At 53.1% G+C, this 26027-nt stretch carries 26 protein-coding genes, 1 tRNA gene and 1 pseudogene; 15 read left to right on the plus strand and 13 right to left on the minus strand.

All coding sequences use genetic code 11. From position 1 onward, the window contains the following. Positions 1–51: 51 nt before the first annotated feature. The 3 genes from PMI17_RS05000 to PMI17_RS05010 form a co-directional block, all read right to left on the minus strand. Positions 52–1329: a DUF445 domain-containing protein gene (locus PMI17_RS05000; RefSeq protein WP_007886759.1), complete on the minus strand. Its 1278-nt coding sequence runs from the start codon at positions 1327–1329 to the stop codon at positions 52–54. Between the two features lie 10 nt (positions 1330–1339). After that, positions 1340–2842 carry a helicase HerA-like C-terminal domain-containing protein gene (locus tag PMI17_RS05005; protein WP_036620277.1) on the minus strand — a complete coding sequence of 501 codons (1503 nt, stop codon included), beginning with the start codon at positions 2840–2842 and terminating at the stop codon, positions 1340–1342. A gap of 284 nt (positions 2843–3126) precedes the next feature. Continuing rightward, positions 3127–4695 (minus strand): ABC transporter substrate-binding protein, encoded by a 1569-nt coding sequence (locus PMI17_RS05010; protein WP_007886761.1) that lies wholly within the window; start codon positions 4693–4695, stop codon positions 3127–3129. 532 nt (positions 4696–5227) lie between these two features. Between PMI17_RS05010 and PMI17_RS05015 the strand changes: the two genes are divergently transcribed. The 3 genes from PMI17_RS05015 to PMI17_RS05025 are packed head-to-tail and all read left to right on the plus strand — an operon-like array spanning position 5228 to position 9026. After that, positions 5228–5959, plus strand: a complete 732-nt coding sequence (locus tag PMI17_RS05015) for a gluconate 2-dehydrogenase subunit 3 family protein (RefSeq protein ID WP_007886763.1) — start codon at positions 5228–5230, stop codon at positions 5957–5959. A 36-nt stretch (positions 5960–5995) separates the two neighbouring features. Next, positions 5996–7765, plus strand: a complete 1770-nt coding sequence (locus PMI17_RS05020) for a GMC family oxidoreductase (RefSeq protein ID WP_007886764.1) — start codon at positions 5996–5998, stop codon at positions 7763–7765. Positions 7766–7769: 4 nt separating this feature from the next. Continuing rightward, on the plus strand, positions 7770–9026 hold the full coding sequence (locus PMI17_RS05025) for a cytochrome c (protein WP_007886765.1): 1257 nt from the start codon (positions 7770–7772) through the stop codon (positions 9024–9026). Between the two features lie 69 nt (positions 9027–9095). Here the strand turns inward: PMI17_RS05025 and PMI17_RS05030 are convergent, their stop codons facing one another. The 3 genes from PMI17_RS05030 to PMI17_RS05040 all read right to left on the minus strand — a co-directional run bounded on the left by PMI17_RS05030 (position 9096) and on the right by PMI17_RS05040 (position 10484). Continuing rightward, entirely contained in the window at positions 9096–9584 is a 489-nt protein-coding gene (locus PMI17_RS05030; protein ID WP_007886766.1) for a DUF417 family protein, read from the minus strand. A 71-nt stretch (positions 9585–9655) separates the two neighbouring features. Next, positions 9656–10132: a DM13 domain-containing protein gene (locus PMI17_RS05035; RefSeq protein WP_036620306.1), complete on the minus strand. Its 477-nt coding sequence runs from the start codon at positions 10130–10132 to the stop codon at positions 9656–9658. A gap of 76 nt (positions 10133–10208) precedes the next feature. Next, positions 10209–10484, minus strand: coding sequence for a YdgH/BhsA/McbA-like domain containing protein (locus tag PMI17_RS05040; protein WP_007886768.1), 276 nt, complete (start codon positions 10482–10484; stop codon positions 10209–10211). 137 nt (positions 10485–10621) lie between these two features. Here PMI17_RS05040 and PMI17_RS05045 point away from each other — a divergent pair, with 137 nt between their 5' ends. Then, the gene (locus PMI17_RS05045; protein WP_007886769.1) at positions 10622–11233 is read left to right on the plus strand and encodes a TetR/AcrR family transcriptional regulator; all 612 of its coding nucleotides are present in this window, start codon (positions 10622–10624) and stop codon (positions 11231–11233) included. A 110-nt stretch (positions 11234–11343) separates the two neighbouring features. Here the strand turns inward: PMI17_RS05045 and PMI17_RS05050 are convergent, their stop codons facing one another. The 4 genes from PMI17_RS05050 to PMI17_RS05065 all read right to left on the minus strand — a co-directional run bounded on the left by PMI17_RS05050 (position 11344) and on the right by PMI17_RS05065 (position 13991). Then, the gene (locus tag PMI17_RS05050; protein ID WP_007886772.1) at positions 11344–12021 is read right to left on the minus strand and encodes a MarC family NAAT transporter; all 678 of its coding nucleotides are present in this window, start codon (positions 12019–12021) and stop codon (positions 11344–11346) included. A gap of 136 nt (positions 12022–12157) precedes the next feature. Beyond that, a complete protein-coding gene (locus PMI17_RS05055) occupies positions 12158–12793 on the minus strand; it encodes a hypothetical protein (protein ID WP_007886773.1) in 636 nt (211 codons plus the stop codon). A 95-nt stretch (positions 12794–12888) separates the two neighbouring features. After that, positions 12889–13368 carry a carboxymuconolactone decarboxylase family protein gene (locus PMI17_RS05060; protein ID WP_007886774.1) on the minus strand — a complete coding sequence of 160 codons (480 nt, stop codon included), beginning with the start codon at positions 13366–13368 and terminating at the stop codon, positions 12889–12891. Positions 13369–13385: 17 nt separating this feature from the next. Beyond that, positions 13386–13991 carry an FMN-dependent NADH-azoreductase gene (locus tag PMI17_RS05065; protein ID WP_007886775.1) on the minus strand — a complete coding sequence of 202 codons (606 nt, stop codon included), beginning with the start codon at positions 13989–13991 and terminating at the stop codon, positions 13386–13388. A gap of 112 nt (positions 13992–14103) precedes the next feature. On the opposite strand from PMI17_RS05065, the gene PMI17_RS05070 reads away from it, so the two are divergent. Continuing rightward, entirely contained in the window at positions 14104–15480 is a 1377-nt protein-coding gene (locus PMI17_RS05070; RefSeq protein WP_007886781.1) for a PLP-dependent aminotransferase family protein, read from the plus strand. Positions 15481–15525: 45 nt separating this feature from the next. On the opposite strand, the gene PMI17_RS05075 is transcribed toward PMI17_RS05070, so the two are convergent. Continuing rightward, the gene (locus PMI17_RS05075; RefSeq protein WP_007886783.1) at positions 15526–16041 is read right to left on the minus strand and encodes a DUF2501 domain-containing protein; all 516 of its coding nucleotides are present in this window, start codon (positions 16039–16041) and stop codon (positions 15526–15528) included. Between the two features lie 273 nt (positions 16042–16314). Here PMI17_RS05075 and PMI17_RS05080 point away from each other — a divergent pair. The 5 genes and pseudogenes from PMI17_RS05080 to PMI17_RS05095 all read left to right on the plus strand — a co-directional run bounded on the left by PMI17_RS05080 (position 16315) and on the right by PMI17_RS05095 (position 18824). After that, positions 16315–16399: transfer RNA gene (locus PMI17_RS05080), tRNA-Leu, on the plus strand. A 474-nt stretch (positions 16400–16873) separates the two neighbouring features. Beyond that, positions 16874–17358, plus strand: a pseudogene (locus tag PMI17_RS24680) (Hcp family type VI secretion system effector). Between the two features lie 3 nt (positions 17359–17361). Next, positions 17362–17778 (plus strand): polymorphic toxin type 44 domain-containing protein, encoded by a 417-nt coding sequence (locus PMI17_RS24685; RefSeq protein WP_081496524.1) that lies wholly within the window; start codon positions 17362–17364, stop codon positions 17776–17778. After that, positions 17756–18184 carry a hypothetical protein gene (locus tag PMI17_RS05090; protein ID WP_007886786.1) on the plus strand — a complete coding sequence of 143 codons (429 nt, stop codon included), beginning with the start codon at positions 17756–17758 and terminating at the stop codon, positions 18182–18184. The genes PMI17_RS24685 and PMI17_RS05090 overlap by 23 nt, the downstream gene beginning before the upstream one ends. Before the next feature lie 253 nt (positions 18185–18437). Next, on the plus strand, positions 18438–18824 hold the full coding sequence (locus PMI17_RS05095; protein ID WP_007886788.1) for a DUF1090 domain-containing protein: 387 nt from the start codon (positions 18438–18440) through the stop codon (positions 18822–18824). 87 nt (positions 18825–18911) lie between these two features. Here the strand turns inward: PMI17_RS05095 and PMI17_RS05100 are convergent, their stop codons facing one another. Continuing rightward, the gene (locus PMI17_RS05100) at positions 18912–19691 is read right to left on the minus strand and encodes an NAD(P)H-dependent oxidoreductase (protein ID WP_007886790.1); all 780 of its coding nucleotides are present in this window, start codon (positions 19689–19691) and stop codon (positions 18912–18914) included. Between the two features lie 91 nt (positions 19692–19782). Between PMI17_RS05100 and PMI17_RS05105 the strand changes: the two genes are divergently transcribed. The 3 genes from PMI17_RS05105 (at position 19783) to PMI17_RS05115 (ending at position 23157) form a co-directional block, all read left to right on the plus strand. Further along, complete coding sequence (locus tag PMI17_RS05105; RefSeq protein WP_007886792.1) at positions 19783–20673, plus strand: LysR family transcriptional regulator; 891 nt, start codon at positions 19783–19785, stop codon at positions 20671–20673. 170 nt (positions 20674–20843) lie between these two features. Further along, positions 20844–22022: an arabinose transporter gene (locus PMI17_RS05110; protein ID WP_007886794.1), complete on the plus strand. Its 1179-nt coding sequence runs from the start codon at positions 20844–20846 to the stop codon at positions 22020–22022. A 79-nt stretch (positions 22023–22101) separates the two neighbouring features. After that, entirely contained in the window at positions 22102–23157 is a 1056-nt protein-coding gene (locus tag PMI17_RS05115) for a DUF1176 domain-containing protein (RefSeq protein WP_007886796.1), read from the plus strand. Between the two features lie 85 nt (positions 23158–23242). Here PMI17_RS05115 and PMI17_RS05120 read toward each other — a convergent pair whose 3' ends face one another. Next, the gene (locus PMI17_RS05120) at positions 23243–23920 is read right to left on the minus strand and encodes a YecA family protein (protein ID WP_007886798.1); all 678 of its coding nucleotides are present in this window, start codon (positions 23918–23920) and stop codon (positions 23243–23245) included. 218 nt (positions 23921–24138) lie between these two features. Between PMI17_RS05120 and PMI17_RS05125 the strand changes: the two genes are divergently transcribed. Together PMI17_RS05125 and PMI17_RS05130 are read left to right on the plus strand one after the other, a co-directional pair. Next, positions 24139–25155 carry an isopenicillin N synthase family oxygenase gene (locus tag PMI17_RS05125; protein WP_007886800.1) on the plus strand — a complete coding sequence of 339 codons (1017 nt, stop codon included), beginning with the start codon at positions 24139–24141 and terminating at the stop codon, positions 25153–25155. A 17-nt stretch (positions 25156–25172) separates the two neighbouring features. After that, positions 25173–25955, plus strand: coding sequence for a MetQ/NlpA family ABC transporter substrate-binding protein (locus tag PMI17_RS05130; protein ID WP_007886802.1), 783 nt, complete (start codon positions 25173–25175; stop codon positions 25953–25955). Positions 25956–26027 lie beyond the last annotated feature (72 nt).

The raw sequence follows: 26027 nt of genomic DNA on the forward strand, positions 1-26027 counted from the left end.
CCTCGATGCTGGCCCATCCTCATCTGTAAAAATCGCCTTTTCTGACGTCCCTCACTGCAACTGCTGAACCCATCCTGGCACCTGCGACAACAAATACAAAATCAGGCCAATGGTGCCGCCCACCAGCGTGCCGTTAATGCGGATGAACTGCAGATCGCGACCTATATTCAGCTCGATTTGCTGTGACATATCGCGCGCATCCCAGCTTTTCACGGTATCGCTGATATGGCGCGTCAGGAAGGTGGCGAACTCCGGTGCCACGCTGCGTGCCGCATCTTCCAGATGTTGATTCATTGAAGCGCGTAACGCTTCATCGGCAGCCAGGGTTTCACCCAGCCACAGCGCGGCCAGTCTAACGCGCTCCTGCACCCGTGAATCCTCACTGTTCAAATCGTCTTTCAGCCAGCCACGTAAATCCTGCCACAGTTCGCCGATATAACGATTGAAAGACTCATCCTCCTTCAGCCAGTTCTTGATGCCTTCGGCGCGTTCCGCCATTTCCGGATCGGTTTTCAGTCGCTCAATCAGCCGCTGCACCGCACGGTCGAAGCCCAGACGCAGCTCATGTCCCTGATCGAGCGCCACCTGGTCGAGAATTGAATCCACCGCATTCGCCACCAAATCGGCGCTGTGCTCGCCCAGCCATTCAGTCGGCAGCATTTTGGCTTTAATCGGATGTTCGCGTTTCAGCCAGCGCACAATCTGCGCGGCGATAAACTCGCGCGTGCCGGGCTTGTGCAGCAAGCGCAGCAGCTGTTGCACCGCGGCATCGAGCAATTCCTGATGACGATTGTTTTTGGTCAGGCTATCCAACAGCAGTGCGCTGGATTGGGTGAGATCAACTTTATCCAGCGCGCGATGCACCGCGCGGCGTAAAAAGCGCTGAATGCGTTGGTCGTCAGTGAGATCGAGAAAGCCGCGCATCACCTGCAGCAGATGGCGGCCAATGCGATCGGCGTTGCCCGGCGTGTTCAGCCACTGTGCCAACATTTGCGACGGATCGTGGCGGCGAATCAGCGCCAGTAGCGAATCGGTATCGAGGAATTTCTCTTGCACGAAGCGACCAAGATTCTCTCCAATACGATCTTTGTTACGCGGAATAATCGCCGTATGACGTGAGATAAACGGCACCGGCACGCGCCGGAACAGCGCCACCACGGCGAACCAGTCGGCTAAGGCCCCGACCATCGCCGCTTCAGCAATCGCCTTTACTCCCAGCACCCAAAAATTAGGCGGCAGAAACAGTGTTACGACAAAAGTCGCGGCGGCAATCACCAGCAGCGACAGCGCCAGACGTTTGCTGCGTTTGAGTTGTTGATATTTATCCATAAATCCTTTTTTAACGACGACGGCCGCCCAATAAACTGCCGAGCACACCGCGAATGATCTGATTGGTAACCTGACGTGCAGCGCTTTTCGCCACGCTCTGCACCACGCCATCGCGCTTGCCACCGCGCGGACCGGTGGTGCCGAACAGAATGTCCTTCAGGCCGCCGAGAATGCCGCCATCAACATCGACGCTGTTACCTTTGGCTTCTGGCGCGTTGGCTTGCTGCGTCGCGACCTGCACGCCTTTTTGCAACATTTCGAAGGCGGATTCACGATCCACTTCAGTATCGTATTTGCCGTACAGCGGCGAGTTGTTGATCAGGCTGTTACGTTCATCCAGACTCACCGGGCCCATGCGCGAGCCGGGTGCAATCACCATCGCACGCTGCACCATCGAGGGACTGCCTTTTTCATCAAGGAAGGAGATTAGCGCTTCGCCGGTGCCGAGCGCCTGAATCGCCTCGACGGTATCAAAGTCTGGATTGGCGCGCATGGTTTCGGCGGCGCTTTTCACTGCTTTCTGGTCTTTCGGCGTAAAAGCACGCAGTGCGTGCTGCACGCGGTTGCCGAGCTGTCCCAGCACGTTGTCGGGAATATCGCCAGGATTCTGCGTGACGAAATAGACGCCAACGCCCTTGGAGCGGATCAAACGAATCACCTGCTCAACCTTCTCCAGCAGCACCGGCGGCGCATCGGTAAACAGCAGGTGCGCTTCGTCGAAGAAGAACACCATTTTTGGCTTGTCGAGATCGCCCGCTTCCGGTAACTGCTCATACAGCTCGGCCAGCAACCACAGCAGGCTGGTGGCGTAGAGTTTTGGCATTTGATAGAGCTTTTCCGCCGAGAGGATATTGATAAAGCCTTTACTGTTGCTGTCGCAGCGCATCCAGTCGCGGATATCCAGCATGGGTTCGCCAAAGAAGTGCTCGGCCCCTTGCTGTTCCAGCGCCAGCAAGCCGCGCTGAATCGCCCCCACCGACGCGCTGTTGATGTTACCGTATTGCGTCTGAAATGCCTTGGCGTTGTCGCCGATGTACTGCGTCATGGCGCGCAGATCTTTGAAGTCCAGCAGCAACAAGCCTTGATCGTCGGCGATGCGGAAGATGATCTGCAGTACGCCGGATTGCACGTCGTTGAGATTGAGCAGACGTGCCAGCAGCAGCGGGCCGAGATCGGACACTGTCGCACGCACCGGATGCCCCTGCTGGCCAAAAATATCCCACACCATCACCGGATTTTTCTGCGCCTGCCAGTCGGTAACGCCGATCTTCGTCAGACGCGCCAGCAGTTTTTCAGAGCCTTCGCCTGCAGCGGAAATACCGGTGAGATCGCCTTTAACATCCGCCATAAACACCGGCACGCCGATGTCGGAGAAGGATTCCGCCAGCTTTTGCAGCGTCACGGTTTTGCCGGTGCCGGTGGCACCAGTGATCAAGCCGTGGCGGTTCGCCATGTTGGAGAGGAGATGCAATTGAACGTCGGGCGTTTGGGCAATCAGCAACGGAGTGGTCATGATTATTTCGCTCTCAGGCAATAGGTTATGCCAGAAAGGATAGCAAGCGGCGCGCGAGGAGGGAGGAGGATTGTGCCGAAAAAAGTCGGGGAGGTGCGCGCTGTCCCTCATCCCAACCTTCTCCCGCCAGCGGGAGAAGGAGCCGATCCAGCCGATTTGTGGCTAACGTTATCTGCTTAGCTATAAACTGCAGCAGACTGTTCCCCCAAACTGCAGCAGACCGTTCCCTCTCCCGCTTGCGGGAGAGGGCTAGGGTGAGGGCCCACGCGCACCGCATCTAACAACTACTTCTGCACCGTATCAAAAAACAGCAAACTCACGCCAATCCCTTGCTGCACATGATTAACGTTATTGCGCACCGCGACCTGCTGCGCGCCCTGCAGCGTTACCACAAACGGGGAATTCTGCTGCACGGTTTTTTGCAAATCGGTATATAACGCACGACGTTTAGCCGCATCGCTTTCACCGGCTGCCGCACGGGTTTTGGCACTGAGTTCCGGAATATCCCAGCCAACGCGCCACGCCAGGGTTTTGGATCCGCCCGGCACGTTATAGGCGAAGGCGCTGGCATTGGTGTTGGGATCGACATAGTCCGCGCCCCAATAGATAAAGATCGACTGGAAATCGCGGCCGCGCATTTTGCTCCACAGTTCTGACTCCGCCACCGGCTGCAGCTCAATCTGCACATCCGCCTTGGCAAAGCTGGCCTGCAGCGCCTGCGCCACATCAATGTAAGGCGGCTGATTGATCACCGTCAGCGCAAACTTCGTGCCTGGCTTGATGCCGCCTTTGGCTAAAATCTCTTTGGCTTTCGCCACATCGTAATGGAAAGGCTGATCCTCCAGCGCGCCATCAAAGCCTTGTGGCAGGAAGCTTTGATGAATGCGGTACTGGCCTTTCAGCAGATCTTGCGAAATAGAGTGGTAATCCACCAGCCAGCGCGCGGCTTGCCACAGCGCCGGATTGCCCAGCGCCGGTTGCGCTTTATCTTTGGTGTTGAAACCAAGGTAATAGACCAGGCTGGATGGGAACGCCTCAATGCGCAGATTTTTGTCGCTCTTCAGCGCATCAATCTGATCCGGTCCGAGCTGATAGGCGACATCGACATCACCTTGCTGAATCAGCAGGCGACGCGCACCGGCATCCGCCACACCCTTTAACAAAATACGCTTCAGCTTCGGCTGAGGATTAGCTTGTTTGTTGGCGCTCAGCACCAGCGCCTGCTGCGGCACATATTGCTGAAGGGTAAACGCGCCGCTACCGGCCGAATGGGTATGCAGCCAGCCGTTGCCGGCATCATTATTCACCACATGCTGCAGTACGGTTTTACTGTCAACCACGGAGGCCACTGGCGCCGTCAGCAGGCGCAGCGCCAGGTTCTGACCAATCTGCGCTGGCCACTGAATCTCCAGCTGATGGTCATTCAGCACGTTAAACTGACTGGCGATGTTTTCAGGGGTCCAACCAAATTCGGCGAGAATGAAAGAGGGCGCTTTATTCAGCTGCACCGCGCGCGTCAGTGAGAAGATCACATCCTGCGCCGTCACCGGATTGCCGCTGGAGAAGTGGGCGTCAGGTTTAATGTTAAACACTAAGCTGTGCGGCGTGCTGCCCTGCTGCCAACCGGTTGCCAGCAGCGGTGCCAGCTTCTGCGGCGAATTGCGATCCGCTTCTACCAGCGTTTGGTAAATATTGCGCTGCACGCTATTGCTTACGGTTTCGAAGCTTTCAGCGGGATCGAAGCTAATAATGCCGTCGAGCGGTACGGCAACGACAAGGGTATCTTTCGGCGTGGCGGCATGCAGTGCAAAACTGCTGCCCCATAAAGCGACGAGCAAAATCAGTGAGCGCATTATTGTTTTCCTGGAGAAGAGATAATCAGACTCTATCTCTGCCGCCGCTCAGGCAAAATGCCGGTTTGTTCTGAGCTGTGCCGGAAAATAACAATTGATTACGTTCAGGTATTATTGCGTTTATTTTGTGCGCTATCTGTCATTTCCGGGAAATAGATCGTTCATCTGCTGGTCAATTAAGTAAATGAAATGTTATAAATGAGAATAATTCTCTGGTATGGAAGTATGATTTTTTTTCATTGATTCATTTTGGCGATTATTTCTCTGCGCGATAATACCTGGTCAATTGCCCATCAAATAACCTCAATATCCCAACAATTGTACGGTTAAAACCTCCTTTTCTGCCTCGAAAGCCTTTTACCAAGCCTTAACCTAAATTCAACATGATGATTGAATTTCATCAAAACATATCCTTAATTGAATTTTTACATTCTGAAATACCTATATCCCTAATATTGCCAGGTTATTTACCGATTTATAAAGCTATTAACAAAAATAATTATCTTTCTTAGCAAGTGAGAGTCGTCGCGCCATGCTTCTAAATAAACCGACCACCAGACGTAAGTTTTTACTTGGGTCGCTATTGGCTTTGCCATTAAGTGACCTGGTATTTAAGGGATTAACTGCGGCGCAAGCTGCGGAAATGGCAGCACCCGAGCTCGCCGACTATAAACCGATCTTTTTCAGTGCCGATGAGTGGCAATTTATTCTGGCTGCAGCCGATCGTCTGATCCCCGCTGGCGGCAAAGGTAAAGCGCCAGGTGCACTGGAAACCAACGTGCCGATCTTTATCGATCAGCAGCTGCACAGCCCGGAGTTCGGCGCCGAGATCTACATGCAAGGTCCGTTTGACGTGCACGCGCCTGCCACCATGGGATACCAAATTCCGTTTACGCCACAGCAGATGTACCAAACCGGTATCAAGCTGGTAAATCAGTGGACGCAAAGCAACTTCCAGAAGCCATTCCATGCGCTATCACTGGAAGAGAAAGATGCGGTGCTGACTAAAGTGAACAAAAACGACGGTATCGACTTCGCCGCTCTGGGCGAAGAGAACCTGAAGGCCTCACAGTTCTTCAGCCAGCTGCTTTCAGATACCAAACACGGCTACCTCGCTGACCCGATGTACGGCGGCAACAAAGGCATGAAAGCCTGGATTGCCATCGGCTTCCCGGGCGCACGCGCCAGCTTTACCGAATGGGTGAAGCAGCACAACGTGCCGTACCCGCTGGGACCGGTCAGCCTCTTGGGTGAAAGCGCGTAAGCACACCCCGTTTTTGGTATGTGAGACAGGATTAACATGGCACAGATTACAAAGAAAGAAGTCGACGTCGTCGTATGCGGCCTCGGCTGGGCCGGCTCGCTGATGAGCATTGAGCTGGCGATGGCCGGACTGGAAGTGCGCGCCTTAGAGCGTGGCGGCGAGCGTGACTACCCGGATTTCGCCTATCCGAAACCGGCCGATGAGTACGCCTACAACGTGCGTAACAAAGTGTTCGCGACGCCAAAAGAAGTGGCGGTCACCGTGCGTTACAACAGCAGCCAGACGGCGTTACCCACCCGTAAGTGGGGCGCATTTGCGCCAGGCACCGGTGTGGGCGGCGCGGGCATGCACTGGACGGCGGTACTGATTCGTCCAACGCCGACTGACCTGAAGCTGAAAACCTACGTGGATGAGGCTTACAAGCCGGGCATCCTGCAGGAAGATATGCGCGTGATGGACTTCCCGTTCACCTGGGAAGAGATTGAGCCGTATTACTACAAGTTTGAGCTGATCTGCGGTCAATCCGGTAACACCGGCAACCTGCGCGGTCAGATTCTGGAAGGTGGCGATCCGTTTGAAGGTCCGCGTTCAGAACCTTATCCGCTGCCTGCGCTGGAAGACACGCTGAACAATGTGATGTTCAAGGAAGCGGCGACCAAACTCGGTTATCACCCGTTCCCGAACCCGTCAGCGTGCGTATCCCGCGCGTGGAAAAACCCGTACGGCAACCAGATCGCACCGTGCAACTACTGCGGTTACTGCTCTAAATATCCATGCCTGAACTACTCGAAAGCCTCACCGCAAACGGCGGTCATGGACTCACTGAAGCGGATGCCAAACTTCTCTTACGAAGTGCACGCCGAAGTGGTGAAAGTGGTGCTGCATGACGATCAGAAAACCGCCAAAGGCGTGATTTACTACGATGTGGATGGCAACGAAGTGTTCCAGCCAGCCAGGATCGTGGTGCTCTCCAGCTTCCAGCTCTACAACGTGCGTCTGATGCTGCTGTCCGGTATCGGCAAGCCGTATAACCCGATTACCGAAGAGGGTGTGGTGGGGCGTAACTACGCGTTCCTGTCGAACGGCGGCGCAACCCTGTTCTTCAAAGACAAAAACTTCAACTCTTACGCCACCGCTGGCGCAACCGGGCAGATGTTCAACGACATCTCACCAGGCAACTTCGACGGTCCGGGTCTGGGCTTCCTGGGCGGCGCTAAGATCCACAGTTCGCAGGCCACCGGTACGCCAATGGCTGCTGCACTGCCGAAAGGCACGCCGAGCTGGGGTCTGGGCTACAAGGAAGGTCTGGAGGAGTGGTACAACCACTCCATGAAGATCAGCATCACCACCACCTGTCAGTCGTATCGCGATATCTATCTCGATCTCGATCCGCATTACACCGACCATCGCGGTCAGCCGCTGCTGCGTATGACCTTTAACTGGAAAGAGAACGAACTCAAGCTGCAGCAGCACTTGAAAGGGATCGTCGGTAATATCGCCAAAGAACTTAACCCAGACAGCATGAGCATGAGCTTCCTGCCGATGGGCGCGGACTTTGACCTGACCAAGTACGTTTCGACCCACAACGTCGGCGGCGCGGTAATGGGCGATAACCCGAAAACGTCTGCACTGAACAAGTACCTGCAGAGCTGGGATGTTCATAACGTGTTTGTGCCGGGCGGCAACGCCTTCCCGCAAAACTTCCAGGCGAACCCGACCGATACCATCGGCGCGATCACCTTGATGGCGGCACAAGCCATCAAAGAACATTATCTGAAAAATCCCGGCCCACTGGTACAGGCATAAGCGCATGAAATTAAAATCATTGTTAATCGCCAACGCCGTGCTGCTGGGCAGCTTTGTCCTGCAGGCTCACGCGGAAGATGAAGCTCAATTGATCAAGCAGGGTGAATACCTGTCGCGCCTCGGCGACTGTATGGCGTGCCATACCGTGTCGGGCAAAGGCGATTACGCGGGTGGTTTGGCGATTGAGTCGAATCTCGGCACCATTTACTCCACCAACATCACGCCGGACAAAGAGCACGGCATCGGCAACTATAGCGAGCAGCAGTTCTCTGACGCGGTGCGTAAAGGCGTGTTGCCGAACGGTTCACGACTCTATCCAGCGATGCCGTATCCGGATTACGCCAAAATCTCTGATGCCGATATGCACGCGCTTTACGTCTACTTTATGAAGGGCGTCAAGCCGAGCAGCGAGCAGCCGCCGGAAACCGATCTCAGCTTCCCGTTCAGCCAGCGTTGGGGTATGCGCTTCTGGAACTGGGCATTCACCTCAGATAAACCGTTCCAGCCGATTGGTGGCGCATCGGAAGAGGTGAATCGCGGTGCTTACATCGTCGAAAGCCTTGGCCACTGCGGCAGCTGCCACACGCCGCGCGGTCTTGGCATGAACGAGAAAGCGCTGGATAGCGGCGACGATCAGTTCCTCGCCGGTGGCAGCCTGAGCAACTGGGATGTGCCGTCGCTGCGCGGTCTGCCGCGCTGGAGCGAGCAGGAGATCGTCGATTACCTGCAAACCGGACGTAACGACAAGGCCGCGGTAGGCGGTGAGATGAAGTCGGTGATTGAGCACTCCAGCTCGCACATGACGGATGCTGACCTGAAAGCCATTGCTGCCTATCTGAAGTTCCTTGGCGGTAATCCGCCGCTGCAGGCGTACAACGTGCAGAAGCAGCAGGCGACCGAAGCGAAGCTAACGGCGGCGAAAGGTTTGTCGGAAGGTGAGCGTCTGTATATCGACAACTGCGGCGCCTGCCACTTTGTCACCGGTAAAGGCGCGCCGGGGATCTTCCCGGAGCTGGATCAGGCGACGATCGTCAATGCTAAAGATCCAAGCGGTTTGATCCACACCATTTTGGCCGGTGCGCAGCAGCCATCGACCGAGAAGGCGCCATCAACCCTGGCGATGCCGGATTTTGCTAAGCGTCTGGATGATGATCAAGTGGCTAAACTGGCAACCTTCATTCGTCAGGGCTGGAGCAACAATGCGCCGGCAGTGACCAAAGATCAGGTAGCGGAAGTTCGTAAAACGTTAAAAGGCGAGTGAATCGTAGGGGGCAGTAATACACCTTAGTCGCGCGATAAATCGCACCGCCTTAAGGCGGTGCGATTTTGTTTATCGGTGCAGAAAATTGTCCTGCACGTAGGATGTGCGATGTATTAATCCTGAGCTTGAAGGCTTATTTTTCCTTGCGTGAACATCATGAACCAGCAGGGAGAACCCCGAACCAAAAAGTACGGTTTCTTTTATTATCAGACTGAACGTTATTGAATCTATCGGATAGCTGCTAATGCTTAGCATAATAATTGAGCTCATCATTACTGCGACGGCGCCCACTATTCCGGCGTAGGGGAAAATAAAACCTGAGAGTAATGTAATACCAATGAAAGCATTAACGACTGCGAGTAAATAACTACTACCGTTCTCGCCAAGATAATCAGGAAGGAAAGAGAGCCAGCTGTCATAGGTCAGCGTATTGACCAGCATCATTTCTGGTGAAAACCATTTTAAGTTGCCAGAAATAATGAAAGCTATTATTAATGTTATACGAATTAAAGTAGAGCTTTGGGGTTTTTTGTTTGATAAATAAGTTCTAATATTCATAATATCACCTATTTAGTTTGCTTTTAGGGAAGGGTTTATTTGCCTGTTTTTATCATATTTACTGAATGTTATTACTTAAAGGATGCGGAACTTATAAATTGACCGAAACTTTCACACCATATCTGCACGGCTGAGTATTCATCAATATTTACGCCATTAGGCAGGGTTTTTATGAAGTTACCAAAGCTTTTTAGATCTCCGATATATAAAGAGTCTTCTTTTATCTTTATGAATTCGTCTTTGCTGTCAGCTTTCTTTTTGGTTAAATAGATTTTATAGTCTGGGCCTGGGGCAACGGTGCCTTCAAAGGCAATTTCGCGATCATTGACAAAGAGATTGCCTTCCGCCCAGTGCAGGGCATTACTCCCCTTCTGATTCTTATTAAACTCTCCCTGGTAGCGAAAATTATCTTTTACGGATTTTAACTCATCAATTGTTGACCCTTTTTCAGCAGTGAGAACAGGTAATATATAAATACCAGCAGCAAACCCTATACCAGCAAGTGCGAGATGAGATGCAAATAAAACCACTTTCATTGATCTTTTCATGAAATTCACCTTAACAAAGATTGTAATATTTAAGAAAAAGTGAAATGCCTGTTTAATCAGGCATTTCATAATATGCTCATGAGGATTGTTTTACTGTATCGACATAAATCGTCGCGTGGGCGTATCCAAGTTTGTCGCTATTGAGATACGTAATTTTGAAGTGGCTCGCTCCTGCACTTTCTGCCTTAACAGAAATCTTGCGTGTTAACTCATCTATGGTGCCGTTAGAGGCGCTCACACTGCCCACTTTTTTAAAGTTGCTGGTAACACTATGGTTAATTTCAGTGGCTGCATTTAGTCCAAACGACAGGGTACTCAGGCCTAACAGGGAAGCAATAAGCATGTTTTTCATGGTAACTCTCCATATGTGTTTTTTAGTGTTCGATAAAATATATAACCTGGCTAATGCAAGTGCGCAAACTATTTTTTTATTGATTGCTAAAAAACTGGTATGTTACTCACATAAAAATTTTGGAAGGAGGCAAGTAGATGACTGAGAGAAAGAAAACGGGCAGGCCTAAACTGTTCTCTGAGCAGAAGCTGGCAGAGTTGATGTTCCAGGTATTTTCACGTAAAGGCTATGCTTCAACGGGCATCGCCGATCTCACTCAGGCAACCGGCCTGAAGCCAGCATCTCTTTATCTCGCTTTTGGCAATAAAGAGGGGATGTATGCGGCGGCACTGGCGCACTATAAAGAGACGTGGTTATGCGAGCTTGAAAGCGTGCTGAATAATCCAGATTCTACTTTTGAAGTGCGTATTCGACGTTTCCTGAGTGCAGCATTTACCGTCTTCAGCCATGGCGATAAACATCCGGGCTGCATAATGACATTCTCAGCACTGGCTTTTAACAATGATGATGGCGAATTGGCGAGGCATTTGCGTGACCAGCGAATGGCATTTCGTCAGTGGCTGGAAAGTGAAGCGGAGCAAGCTCGCGAGAGAGGCGAATTACCGGGCATTTTCACGCCTGCAGAGTTCGCTTGCTTCATTATTACCTTTGAGCAAGGACTCGCGCTGAGCGCACTGGATAAACCCGATCCTGGATGTGTTCAGGCGATGATTGATAAGCTAGTAACACTACTTTTTAGTCGATCTTAATGACCTGCGTGCGGTACTCATTCTGGTGGAATAGAGCATCAGTTACTGGTTAGACGATCTGTAACTGATGCCAGATTACCGAAGGGCACAACAGTGTGTTAGATGCTGCATTACTGGAAGTTGTGGATCACTTCCAATATGCCGTTGATGATGAACTGCACGCCCATACACACCAGCAAAAAGCCCATCAAGCGCGAAATCGCTTCGATCCCGCCTTTCCCCACCAGCTTCATAATGGCGCCAGAACAGCGCAGCGAAATCCATAGGATCACCGACACGGAGAGAAATATCAGCGTCGGCGCGACCATGACGACCCAATCAGGAAAATCGACCCCGGATTTTACCGTGGAAGCCGAACTGATGATCATCGCGATGGTGCCTGGGCCAGCGGTGCTTGGCATCGCCAGCGGCACAAAGGCGATATTTACGGTTTCGCGATTATTGTCGTTGGCGTCCAGCTCATCCTGCTTATGTTTGGCCTCAACTGAATGCCCAACCGGTTTTGCCGGAAACAGCATGCGAAAGCCAATAAACGCCACAATCAATCCGCCGGCCATGCGCAGGCCGGGAATGGAAATACCAAAGGTGTGCAACACCGCGCTGCCGGCGTACCACGCCACCATCATGATCAGGAAAACGTAGATCGAAGCCTGCATCGCCTGGCGATTACGCTCCTGGAAGTTCATATCACCGGCAAGGCCGAGAAACAGCGCCACGGTGGTCAGCGGATTGGCCAGCGGCAAAATCACCACCAATCCCAGCCCGATGGCTTTAAAAAGCTCCAGCATGGAGACATTCCCATTTGAAAAAGTGATTCAACACTTGCACGTTCTGTAGCGGCGCAATTTATTGCGCGATTGACCGCATCAGATAAGGCCAACATCGCGCAATAAATTGCGCCGCTACGGTATATGCGTCGATTTATCAGTGCTTCGGCGTATCCAGCGCTTCAATCAGCTCGGGGAAGAAATCCTGCAGCAGTTCAGGCGTCATCAATTCGGGATAGCTGATTAAATGCTCGCGAATGCGCTCATTCACATCCGGCAGCAGGCGCTGCGCAGCATCTTGTACCGAGATCTTCTTCTGTTTCATCAGGCGCAGCACGTCGTCAGGCAGATTATCTTCATCTTCGACCTCATCAACCCCTTCGAGATCGTCGAGTTCATCCAAAAGATCCATCAACGCTTCAATTTGCGGCGTACGGGACTGATATTCGGAAGGCTGCTCGTTCTCAAGATAGCGCAGCAGCGCGCGCACCGGCGAACCATCCGGCTCGGCGGGCGGTTCATTGGCGAACCAGGTCAGAAGATCGTGTTGCGTCACCTGATGGACATGAAAACCGTTATCCACCAGCTCGTCGGCGAGAATATCAGCGGTATCGTGCTCAATCAGGCAAATGTGGGTGCGATTAGGCGTGAACTGCTCCAGCCACTGGTAAATCTCTTCAATTACGCTGTCGTCGTAAATAAAGCTCTGGCTGAGATGGCTGTCATCCTGCTGGTGGACGCAGATATCAATCTGGTCGGGATCGAAGTAAATCGCAATGTTGATGCCTTTCATGTGCGCTGTCCTGTGTGGTGCAAAAACTCACTATAGCCTCAGGCAGCGCAGATGAACATGGTGCCGCCAGCAGCGTGGGCAACTGGCGGTAAAAATTAACGTAAATCAGCGCGATCCAGCCCATAAGCGCTATCGAGTGCGCCCGGCGTCATGCGTGAAAGTACCATCAGGCGGTTCCAGGTATTGATCACCGCGATGCAGAAGGTCAGTTCGCTGGTTTCCACTTCAGAGAAGTGCGCGCGCACTTCACTGTACAGCGCATCATCAATGCCGTTATCGCTCAGGCGCGTCAGCGCTTCAGTCAGCGCCAGCGCCGCTTTCTCTTTGGCGGTAAACAACGGCGATTCGCGCCAGATAGCGACATGGTGCAGACGCAGTTCGCGCTCGCCGTGCAGTTTAGCCTCTTTCACATGCATATCGACGCAGAAAGCGCACTGATTGAGCTGAGAAGCGCGCAGGTCGACCAGATGCTTAATGGTGGTATCAAGTGACGATTTTCCCAGCGCTGCAGTCGCATCGCCCACGGTTTTCACCAGCGCAGGAATATTTTTAAAATGATTAACGCGTGACGTCATGATGGTGTCCTCTCTATTCAGAATAAATTTTCAATGCATTGAAGTGCATGGGGTAACGCGGTGGTGCGAGTGACGGGATCGTGCGTGCCGTCAACGCGGATAAATTCCACATCAGTGATGCCAATGTATTCGAGCGCCACGCGGATATACGGCGTGAACTGGTCATCGGCGACAAAAGGGCCGTGGGCAAACACGCTGCCGCTGGCAACCACGCAATACACCTTCTTGCCCTGCACCAAACCGACTTTGCAGCCATCGGCGCTAAAGGCGAAGGTGCGCCCGGCGCGGGTAATATGGTCGAACCAGGCTTTCAGTACCGACGGTAATCCGAGGTTCCACATCGGCGATGAGATAACCAGCGTGTCGCAGGCAAACAGCTGATCCACTAAATCTTCCGATGTCTGAATGGCGGCGCGCTGTGCGTCATCGCGTTGCTCCGGCTTGGTAAAAAAGGCGCCAATGGTGAAGGCATCAAGATGCGGCAACGGATGTTGTGCCAGATCCAGCTCCGTCTCGATAAGATCGGCCTGCTGCGCACGTAATTTTTCGACCAAACGCGCCGACGCAATGCGCGACGCCGAACCCGCTAAATCCGGGCTGACTTTAATGTGCAGCAGTTTCATTAATTTCTTCCTTTAGCGTGATGGCGATGCATTGCGTGGTTGATGCGGTCATCTTAAACTTCTATGTCTGAGGTGAAAGGGTCAAAAATAAACAAAATAGGTAGGACAAGGCGTGGGATATAAAGAGATTTATCTGCGCTATCGCCAGCAGATTCAGGCAGGGCGCCTGAAACCCGGCGACCGCGTGCCGGCGATTCGCACGCTGGCGAATGAACTGCAGGTGGCGAGAAAAACGGTAGAGGCCGCTTATGAAATTCTTATTGGCGAAGGCTATTTCGTCAGTCAGGGCGCGAAGGGGACACGCGTCAATCCGGAGCTGACGCTGGCCACGGCGCCAGAGAAAATGTCGCTGTCCGTGCCGCTTGCTAACCAGCACTCAGCGCGCGAAAGCAGTGGAGAACTCCGGCTGGGGATTCCCGCGCTGGATGAGTTTCCCCATAAGAAGTGGCTGCTGATCTCCGGCAAGGCTGCGCGCACGCTGCGGCCGGATGAGATGATTTTACCGCCGGTGATGGGTTACCAGCCGCTGCGCGAGGCGATCGCCAGCTATCTAAGCATTTCGCGCGGGCTCAACTGCCAGCCGGAGCAGGTCTTTATCACCAGCGGCTATCGCGCCAATCTGCGGCTGATCCTGGCGGTGCTGGCACAACCGAGCGATAAGGTGCTGTTTGAAGACCCGGGCTACTTCTTCGGACAAAAACTGCTGAAGCGCATCGCGCCGAATCTGCATTATGTGCCGGTGGATCGACAGGGCGTGGATGTTGATTATCTGCTGCGTTATCACCCTGACGCACGTTTCGCCGTGGTTACGCCAACCCATCACAGCCCGCTGGCAGTGACGTTATCGCTGCCGCGCAAACATCAGCTGCTGGAGTGGGCGCAACAGAACGACAGCTGGATTATCGAAGATGATTACGACGGCGAGTTTCACTACACGCGCAAAGTGATTCCTGCATTGAAAAGCCTGGATGTGCACGATCGGGTGATCTACACCGGCACTTTCAGCAAAACCATGATGCCGGCGATGCGTGTGGGCTACTTAGTGATGCCAAAAGAGACCATCGCGCGCTTCAGCGAGCTGGGTGAGATTCTTGAAACCGGCATGTCGCTGCTGCCGCAAAAGATTCTGGCGCAGTTCCTAAGCGAAGGTCACTTCTATCGCCACATCAAGAAGATGCGCATTCTTTACCAGCAGCGGCGTCGCATGATGCTGGAAGCACTACAAACCTGTTTCCCAACGCTGTTCGATTTCGAGCTGACCGATGGTGGTATGCATATTGTCGCCTTTCTGCGTCGCGGCACGCAGGATAGCGCGCTGGCGGAGATATGGCAGCGACATCAGCTGCGCGTGCTCCCGCTTTCCGGCTGGTATATGCAGACGCAGAAACGCTACGGGCTGGTGATTGGTTACACCAATATCCGTTCGATAGAACAGGCGCGGGAACTGTTGCAGAGGACGGTGCAGGAGACGCGGGAGTTATTGCAGTAAAGAAAAGGCGCGAGGGACAGCTCGCGCCTTGATATCGGCGCGTCCTTACATGCCGATATATTTTTTACCCTGCTTCAGTACCACGTCGCAGGCTTTGGTTTTTAGCTTCTCACCCATCGGCGAGCTGCTCAGGCTTTGCAGATTCAGCTGCTGGCCGTTGCCGGTATTCAGCAAGCCTTGCAAACCCTGCTGATAATCGGTTTTCTGCTCCTGCGCGGCTGGGCTGCTTAAGCCGAGCTTACTCAACACCTGATCCTTCACCGACGTCACGTTGTTATCCACCACGTTATGCTGCACGCAATAGGACATCACGCCCGCGGCGTTGGTCATGCTGTTGGCGCTTACGGCTTTATCGCCGCCGTTCAGCAGGCCGGTCAGCGATGAGAGTGACAATCCGCTATTCTGCGCGTTGTTGGTGTTCGTGTTGCTGGTGCTGTTATTTTGCTGCGACAGTTGTGATGCTGCGCTGCTCAGCTGATCCTGCCAGCTTGCCGCCGATGCGCTCCCCGCCACCATAGCTGCCGCGATGCCCCATCCCCAAATCATGCGTTGTAATTTCATCTCAACCTCGTTGTCTTTTATGTTCTGACTGCGTCAGTTGTGGTTAAGAGAGGTTTGGTTTAGGAAAGTTCCAGATAAGTAGGTGCATAAGGGCAAAATGGGACCGTTCTGGGTTTTGCTCTGCAGGCTGCGGCGGCTGGGATTGGCGCGATAACAAGCGGTTAGCGCTGAAATGCTGTTTTTTTCAACGCTTAGCGCACATCCCCAACGATTCCAGTTGCGCACTCTGCTCGTAACGGTATAATCCCCAACGTTTTCCGCATCCTCTTCAGTGCCGAAGTGGCGAAATCGGTAGACGCAGTTGATTCAAAATCAACCGTAGAGATACATGTCGGTTCGAGTCCGACCTTCGGCACCATCGATTGATGCAAAATTAAGTCGCTTACGAGCGGCTTTTTTTTTGCCTGAATGGCCTCGTTTTACTCTTCGTTTCTACTGAGTTTTTAGCTCTAACAGATGGATGTTCGAAGTAAAATCTTGTCTTATTGGTAATTAATAGGCGCCTCCTGGCTGACGTTACGACAATACCTATCGAATCTAATATCGATATTAACGTGCTTAACTTCATTACATTTCCCCCTAAAATTTCTTTCTAATAGAAGATAATAACTCTATCTTTCCCATGCAATTCACAGAGTTTTTTAAGCAATCTACTAATTAAAAATGACGGTGTTTCTTGCCTTTATAAGCTATTTTTAAACTGTAGGTGTTAACCTCCAGACTCCAATAAGGCATGAAAAAAAAACCGGGTGAAAGACCACGAAATAACTATGTGTTATTTAATTTTTTGTGTATGTTTGTTGAAAGGATAAATAACAAAGGACGATGTAGAATGCCCATTCCAGCAAATCTCTGGCTCAAAGATGATGGCGGTGCTGATATTCGTGGCTCCGTTGATGTACAACATCGGGAAGGCAGTATCGAAGTAACAGGATTTTCCCATAACGTAAGACTTCCAACTGATCCACAAACAGGTAAGCCTACTGGTACAAGAAAGCATGCGCCTATTATCATTCAAAAAGAATTTGATGCTTCTTCACCGTATCTCTATAAGGCTGTAGCAACAGGACAAAACTTAACGTCGGCTGAATTTAGGTGTATCACATTAATGATGCCGGTCAGGAAGTCGAATATTTCAATATTTTCATTGAAGGTGTAAAAATAATTGGTGTGTCACCAATAATGCACGATACGAAGGATCCTCAAAAAGAGAAGCATAATCATTTGGAATGTGTTGAATTTGCATACGAAAAAATAACATGGAAATATTGTGACGGAAATATTATGTTTTCCGATAGTTGGAATGAGAGATCATAAGCTATGCGCTATCCTGCTCTTGCTGCATCACAGCATCCGCCATTTGATATTCTCTCTTTTAGCCCGCCGGGAGTATCAATTGTCAACAATATGATGTTGGCTCGTCTACATAAAGGTCCATCAGCCATGACCTATGCATGGTTTTATAATCAAGTTAAAGGGCATGGTCCGTGGGATTATAAAAACCAAAGCGGTAAACAGTTTGCCAATTTTGGAAATTTTAATTATGGAGCAGTTGGGCATGCGGCTGGTATTAGTGAAGCTATTTTGCTCAGAGCTGCAGGATGGGCACAAAGTCGCGCAGGGACAAGTAATATAGAATTTGGAAGTTGGTATGGTTCCAGCCCATTTGGCGACGATCCCGAAGATCAATATTGGATTAGGGCAGGAGTTGAATATGCTAAACGCTCAGGCTTTTAAGAAACGTCATGCTTTATGGATCTTTTTACTCCTTGCGATTGCCTATGCCATTTACATGTTGTCGAAAATTTCCCCACTTGAACAATCAATAATCCATGAAGAGAAAATTAATAACCAGGTAAATATTTTTATTACTGAAGCAAGTGCGGGCGCTACGACAAATTTCTCATATAATTTTTACTTGTATGATTCTAGTAAATCTGCGGAAAACTTTAAGAGTGCACTAAAGGATAATTATTCTCCGTTCCTCATTACTTCTGATGCTAATGCGTTAAGCAAGGTTGAAAGAGGAGTTATTTATTTGGATGTAAAAGGAAAAGTTTTTGTATTTAACAACACTCCTGCGTATAAATACAATAATTCTATCTATACCGTCCCCGTAGTTATAACTGCAAGGCCTTATTGATATTATTGTCAATGATAGTGATGATTCGTCTGGTAACACGGGATGATGCTCACGATTTCTGCAACTAATGCAAAATAAGTCGCTAATAGGTGGTTTTTATTTTTCAATTTTTATAATCGATCATTTTCAAATGTACTGAAGCACCAAAATGCTTGTCGACGTTAACCTGCCGAGAGAGATGCGCTTGCAGCCTTAAGATCCCCTTAAGAACTCCCCGTATAATGGCGCCATAACTTCCAACTACGAGTTCACCATGAAAAACACCCTGATTTCACTTCCGATTCTTTTCTCCGCATTGACCTTTACTTCTGTTCAGGCGGCAAATCCAGCCACCGGCTGTGAAGCTAAAAAGCAGGATATCCAGCAAGAGCTGGCGATGGTGCGTGAACACGGCAATGCAGCCCGCATCGCGGGTCTGGAGAAGGCGTTACGTGAGAATGATGCGCACTGCACCGACAGCAGTTTATTAAAAGCGCGCCAGGATAAAGTTGCGGAGAAACAGTTGAAAGTGCAAGAACGCGAGCAGGATTTACGTGAAGCGCAAGCCAAAGGTCGCAGCGATAAAATCGATAAACAGCAGCGTAAGCTGAACGACGCGCGTGAAGAGCTTAAAGAGGCTCAGGAAGCACTGACGCAATAAATTATGCTCCTCGCAGCGATTCAATTGGCGCAGGCGGGATGCGGATTGTAGCAATAAATATAGGCTCATCCCGGAGCCTGTCTGCTTTCACCGTTTCACATGCACGCCAACGCCACTCTCTTCCGCGGCAAATTCCATTTTTAACGTCAGCGCCGGTATTTCATAATCGCCACCGTTCTGCTGGCGATACGCAATCGGTGCGGTTTCCGCTAAGGTATCCAGCCGTGTGGCCAGAACATCACACCAGCCAGCAAAGCGCTCTGCTGCCGATTTCTGCACGCGATAAAATACCACCGGTGGCAGCACGCTAAAGCCGGGGTAAAACAGCAAGCCGTGCTGAATGGGGAACAACAGCGCGTCCATCGGTCCATTAATGCCGCGCGGGCTGTAATGCGATTCCCATCCGCCGGTGGTGACCACCAGCATCGCCCGCTTGCCGCTGAGATTGCCTTCACCGTAACGATCGCCCCAATGTTGATCGTTGTGCTCGCCCACGCCGTAAGCAAAGCCGTTGGCGTAAACGCGATCAAACCAGCCTTTCATAATGGCGGGCATGGAGAACCACCACAGCGGGAACTGGAAGATCACCGTATCCGCCCAGCGCAGTTTTTCCTGCTCAGCGGCGATATCTGCAGCTTGCAGTTGGTGATCGTAGGCGAAGCGCGAATCCACCGTGGCATCATAATGGCTGCCCACCAGTGGGGCGCGCGTATCGGCGGCGTCGAGCGGCGCTTTCCATTGCAGGGCATAAAGATCCGAAACCTGCACCTGATGTCCGGCTTTTTGCAAATGCTGCACGGCAAAATCTTTGAGTGAACCCGTCAGCGAGCGCGGTTCTGGATGGGCATACACAATCAGTACGTTCATGAGCTTAATCCTGTGAGATGAAATCAGCTGCAGGTTAAGTCAGCGCTGGATATAGTAGAAATCAATTGCTGATATCTCAGGTATAGACAAAGTGAATATCAATTCGCTGGATTTGAATCTGCTGCACACGCTTAGCGTACTGTTAGCCGAACAGAACGTGACGCGCGCAGCGCAGCGTCTGCATCTCTCGCAACCCTCCGTTAGCGCCCAGCTGGCGCGGCTGCGGTTAGTGTTTGACGACCCGCTGTTATTGCCCGGCCCACGTGGCATGTTGCCCACCGCACGTGCAGAGGCGTTACGCGAGCCGTTGCGACTGGCGCTGGAAGCAGTGGAGCGGGCGGTTGCAACGCCCGATATTTTCAAGCCAGCCGATGCCGATGTGACCTGGCGCATCGCCGCCACCGATTACACGTCGTCCGCGCTGATGTTGCCGGCGCTGAAGCTGATCCGCACGGCTGCACCGCAAAGTCGTATGGCATTGTTGGCGCTCAATCCGCCGCAGGTGGCGCAGCAGCTGGAGAAGGGCGAGTTGGATCTGGTGTTTCACACCGGTGATAATGCGCCGTCCACGCTGCATCAACGCAAACTTTTTAGCGAACGCTACGTGCTGGCGGGTCGACGCGATCATCCGCATTTGCAGCAGCCGCCGACGCTGGATCAGTTCTGCCGGCTGGAGTTTGTCATGATCTCGCCGGACGGCGGTGGCTTCAGCGCCGCTACCGATCAGGCACTGGCGCAGCTGGGGCGCTCACGCCGCGTGGTACTTTCGGTGCCGCACTTCCTGTTGATGCAGGAAACGTTGGTGAACAGCGATTTAGTGGCGGTACTGCCGGAGCGACTGGTGCGGCATGCCACGCAACTCACCGTCGTTGATCCACCGCTCGCCATTGCCGGCTTCGATATTTTGCTGCTGTGGCATGAGCGCCTGCATCGCGATCCGGCCCAGCAATGGCTGCGCCAGCAGATCGTGGCGGCGTTATAAACCTGAACATCAACGCGAGGCAGAGTCGCGTTAACGCTGTAACGTCCTCCGGCATAAGCCTTTTTGGCACGATTTTTTCTGAATCTCAATGCGAATAGCGCCGCGCTTTTCCTGCCTGCATCATATTAATGCGACGAAATGGTCGCATTTTATCCTGCAGGAAGACAATCATGAAATCCAATGTATTTATAACCTTGCTGCCGCTTACGCTGGCGGTATTTATCTCCTTTCTCACCATGGGGATGCAGCTGCCAGTGCTGCCGCTGCATCTGCAGCAAAACCTCGGGATGGATACGCTGATGATTGGCGCTGTCATCGGGGCGCAGTTTATTGCCGCGCTACTCACGCGTGCCTGGGCCGGTAACTTTGCTGATATGCGCGGACCGAAACGCGCGGTGATTGCCGGGCTGGTGGTGATCGCCAGCTCTGGCTTTATCTATCTGCTTTCGCTGATGTTCATCCATCAGCCGCACACTTCGGTGGCGATTCTGCTGCTGGGGCGCGTGGTGCTGGCGCTGGGCGAGAGCCTGATTGCCACGGGGGCTCTCGGTTGGGGTTTGGGCTTGGTTGGGTCGGGCAATGCGGGAAAAGTGATGGCGTGGATTGGTATCGCGATATACGGCGCATGGGCGCTGGGGGCGCCGCTTGGCGTGGTGGTTTATAGCGGCTGGCAATTTAGTGGCATCGCTCTCGCCATCATCGTGATTCCGCTGCTGCCGCTGCTGTTTATCACGCGCACAGATGGCGTACAGCCAACGGCGACGGCGCGAACACCATTCTATAAGGTGATGAGCGCGGTGTGGCAACCAGGCCTTGGGTTGGCGCTCGCCAGCGTGGGATTTGGCATGATTACCGCCTTTATCGCCTTGCTGTTTGCTGCCAAATCCTGGGGCAACGCATCGCTAGCCTTCACCGCGTTTGGCGTCACCTTTATTGTCGCGCGTCTGTTTTTTGCCCATCTGCCGGACAAGCTGGGCGGGGCACGCGTGGCGCTGCTGTGTGTCATGATTGAAGCGTTCGGCCAGCTGCTGATTTGGGGCGCGGACAGCGCCAGCGTAGCCTACCTTGGCGCAGCGCTGACCGGCTTTGGCTATTCGCTGGCGTTTCCTGGCTTTGGCGTTGAAGCGGTACGTCGCGCACCACCACAAACCCGCAGCCTGGCGATGGGCGCGTATGTTGCGTTTCTCGATATCGCGCTGGGGATCACCAGTCCGGTTGCCGGGGCGCTGGCGGGCCATTTCGGTATTGCATCGGTTTACCTCGCCGGGGCGATAGCGGTGGCGTGCGCCGCGCTGGTGGCGATACGTTTACTGGCGCGTCAGCCAGATTCACAGCGTGTAATGGAATAAGCATCGCCGCAAAAAATTCACTTCTCCCGCGTCACAAAAATCATCACACTAGCCACCTTTACCATTACGGAGAGATGGCATGATTACCCGATTGCTGCTGGCGATGTCGCTGCTCGCCAGCTTGAGTGCGCCGCTGTTGGCCGATCAAGACGGCGTCTCCTTCAGCCACAAAGACTGGGAACTGGCCTGTGATAACACGCTGACCTGTCGCGCCGCCGGTTACAGCGCTGAAGAGGGCGCGGGCGGCTCGGTGCTGCTGGTGCGCGCCGGCGGACCCAACGCAGTAACGCACGGCCGCGTGGTGCTGGCCGATACCGGCGATGATGATTCAAAGCAGGTTGATGCGTTGACGCTGTGGATTGACGATCGTGCGTTAGGCAACGTGACGAAAGCCGACAACGACGAGTGGACGCTGACGGATGCGCAAACGCAGGCGTTGATCAATGCCATTAAAGGCAGCGAAAAAGTGGAGTTTCGCGGTGGGGAACAACCGTTCGATCTCTCCAGCAATGGCGCCTTTGCCACGCTGCTGAAGATGGATGATGCGCAAGGTCGTCTTAGCACGCCGGGCGCGCTGGTGCGCAAAGGCAACAAGCCGGAAACCAGCGTGCCGGCGGCGCTGGCAATGCCGGTGATTCAGCAGGTGAAAGTGGCGAAGGCCGATGCGCGTCCATTAACGGCTGACGAGCTGGCGCTGCTGAAGCCGAAGCTGATTGCGTCTCTCACCGATGACGACAGCTGCGACAATCTGGCGCCGTCTGACGATCAACCGGAAGAGGGCGCAGAGCCGTTGACGCTGACGCCCGTGGATGATGCGCATGTGCTGATCGCCGCGCTGTGCTGGCGCGGGGCTTACAACGAAGGCTACGGTTTTTGGCTGATCGACAAAGCGTTGCAGGGCAAACCGCAGCTGGTGACGGATTCCGGTACAGATTACAGCGCAGGCGTAATCACGGAAGCGCAGAAAGGGCGTGGTATCGGCGACTGCTGGAGCACGGCGGCGTGGGTATGGGATGGCAAAGATTTTGTGCAAAGCAGTGATGCCACCACCGGCATGTGTCGCGCGATTCGCGCGGGCGGCGCATGGCAGCTGCCAACGTGGGTGACCGAGGTTAAACCGGCTGTGATTCCGTAAGGTGCGCATTTATGCGCACCAGGTCGCCATGAATGGCGACCCTACGACGGGATTATGTAGGGTAACCATTCATGCGTGTCGGGGATTATTTACCGCAGCACTGCTTGTACTTTTTACCGCTGCCGCATGGGCAAGGATCGTTGCGACCGGTTTTCTCGCCGGCAAAGTGCGGCAACTGCGGTTCCGGGTCAGGCTGCGCCATGCGCTGTTCCTGCCAGTATTCATGTAGCTCCAGCGCGGCGGGGCGAATCGCGTCGATGCTGGCTTCAAACTCTTCTGGCGTGAAGGCTTCGCGCTTCGCTAGCTGCTCGTCGCTGCCGTGCAGGGTGATCGCCTCCATCATCGGCTGCAGTGACTCCGGCAGCAGCGACCAATCCGCATCCAGCGCGACGCCGCGCAGATAGCCGTAGCACCAATCTTCCACCACGGTGAATTCCTGGCCTTCCATCTCTTGCGTGCCAAACAGCGGATCGAACTGCTCCGGGAATTCGGCCAGGCGCTCGGCAATATCGTTCAGATGCTGAAACGTCAGCGTCATAAAGCGATCCATTTCGCGCTCGTTAGACCATTTAGGAATGTGCTTTTTACCGCCCCACATCGCCACCAGCCACTCGCTCGGCTCAATGTCGTTCGGGCCGGAGAGCAGCGCGGTCAGCATGCCATCCAGTTCGGCGGTATCCACCACTGCGTGTTCGTTGCCGTATTTCTCCAGCATATCTTCAAGCCAGTTCAGCTCTTTTTCGGTTAACGGGCCCTGGTTCATACGGCGTCTCCTGCGGTTGCTCATGGTTGGGCAATGCCCAAATAGTATTGGCGGCGATTATAGCGGGAAGCAGGTGTGATTTACCGCTTTTTGCATATCGATTGCTGAACCTTTCCTAAAAATCATTCGCCATAACATATTGCCCAACAGTATTGGCTGCGGTTGCTGACAGATGGCAGCGTAAACAGAGAATTTTTCTGCCTAAAGGATGCAAATGTATGGCCACTACGTTGCCGGTACTGGATTTATCCCTGCTGGAACTGCCTGATGCCGAACAGGCGCAATATCTGGCCGAGCTGCGAGAAACCGCGCGCGACGTGGGCTTCTTTTATTTAATTAACCATGGCATCAATCCGCAACTGCTGCAGAACGTGCAGAGCATCACGCGGGCATTTTTTGCCTTGCCGGATGAAGAGAAGCAGCGCGTTTCGATGATTCACTCACCGCACTTTCGCGGCTACAACCGCGCGGGCGTGGAATATACCCGTGAGCAGCGCGATCAGCGCGAGCAGTTTGATATCGGCGCGGAGCGCGCGGCGTTGACGTTGCAGCCGGACGATGCGGCGTGGAAGCAGCTGCAGGGCCCAAATTTATGGCCGCAGGCGCTGCCACAGCTGCGCCCGGTGATCCATGCGTGGCAGCAGGCGATGACCGACGTTGCACTGCGTTTACTGCGCGCCTTCGCCAAATCGCTGTCGCTGCCGCCGAACGCCTTCGATGCGCTCTACGGCACGCATCCCAACGAACATGTGAAGCTGATTCGCTATCCAGGTCAGGATGCGGATGCCAGCCAGCAAGGCGTTGGCGCACATAAAGATTCCGGTTTTCTAACCTTTCTGTTGCAGGACGAGCAGAGAGGTTTGCAGGTGGAAGTGACGCCGGATAATTGGGTAGATGCGCTGCCAAAACCGGGTGCTTTTGTGGTGAACATCGGCGAATTGCTGGAAATTGCCACCAATGGTTATCTGCGTGCCACCGTACATCGCGTGGTATCGCCTCCTGCGCTCCAGCAGCGGATTTCGATCGCGTTCTTCCTCGGCGCGCAGCTGGACGCCGAAGTCCCGCTCTATCAGCTGCCGCCTCAGCTGGCCGCGGAAGCACGCGGACCAACCAGCGATCCCAGCAATCCGCTACTGCGGGAGGTGGGCTGGAACTATCTCAAGGGGCGTTTGCGATCGCATCGCGACGTAGCGCAGCGTTATTACGCTGACACGCTCAATAGCGTTAAATCATAAGAAACTAAGGGAAGCAGATGAATAAAAAGGTGATAGCAACGTTGGCGATGGTTTCGATGTTCAGCACTTACGCATCGGCGGCGGCACTGCGCGTGGCGGCGGATGCCGTACCGCACAGCGAAATCCTCAACCACATTAAACAGACCGATAAAAAGCTCGATCTTAAGGTGATTGAACTCAATGGCAACCTTAACGCCAACGAACCGCTGGCACGCGGAGACGTGGATGCCAATTACTTCCAGCATGTGCCTTATCTGCGCGATCAGGAAAAAGCGTTGGGCGAGAAATTTTCTGTCGTCGCTACCGTGCATATTGAGCCGCTGGGCATTTACTCGCACAAAGTGAAATCACTGAAAGATCTGCCTGATGGCGCGCAGGTGGCGGTGCCAAATAACGTCACCAATCTGAGCCGCGCCCTTTATCTGTTGCAGGCCAATGGCTTACTGAAGTTGAAGAGCAGCAGCGCTGAGACGCTGGTGACATCGGCAGACATTACCGACAACCCGCATCATCTAAAAATTATTGAAGTGGAAGCGCCGCAGCTGCCGCGCGCGCTGGACGATGCACAGTTAGCCATCATCAACGGTAACTACGCACTGCAGGCAGGATTAGTGCCTTCAAAGGATGCGCTGGCGCTGGAACAAGCGCAGGATAATCCGTACGCCAACGTGCTGGTCACCACGCCGAAACTGGCGCACGATCCGCGTATTATTGAATTAGCCAAAGATCTCGAGTCAAAGCAAACCGCTGAATTTATTAACCAGCATTACAAAGGTTCGGTTATTCCTGTTAATCATTAATCCCCTGGCGCCTCCTGTTTTTGCCAGGTGGCGCTGACTTTCTTCTGTGCTATATTTCGCCACCAACACCCG

Source organism: Pantoea sp. GM01 (genome assembly GCF_000282675.1).
GTDB classification, from domain to species: domain Bacteria; phylum Pseudomonadota; class Gammaproteobacteria; order Enterobacterales; family Enterobacteriaceae; genus Pantoea; species Pantoea nemavictus.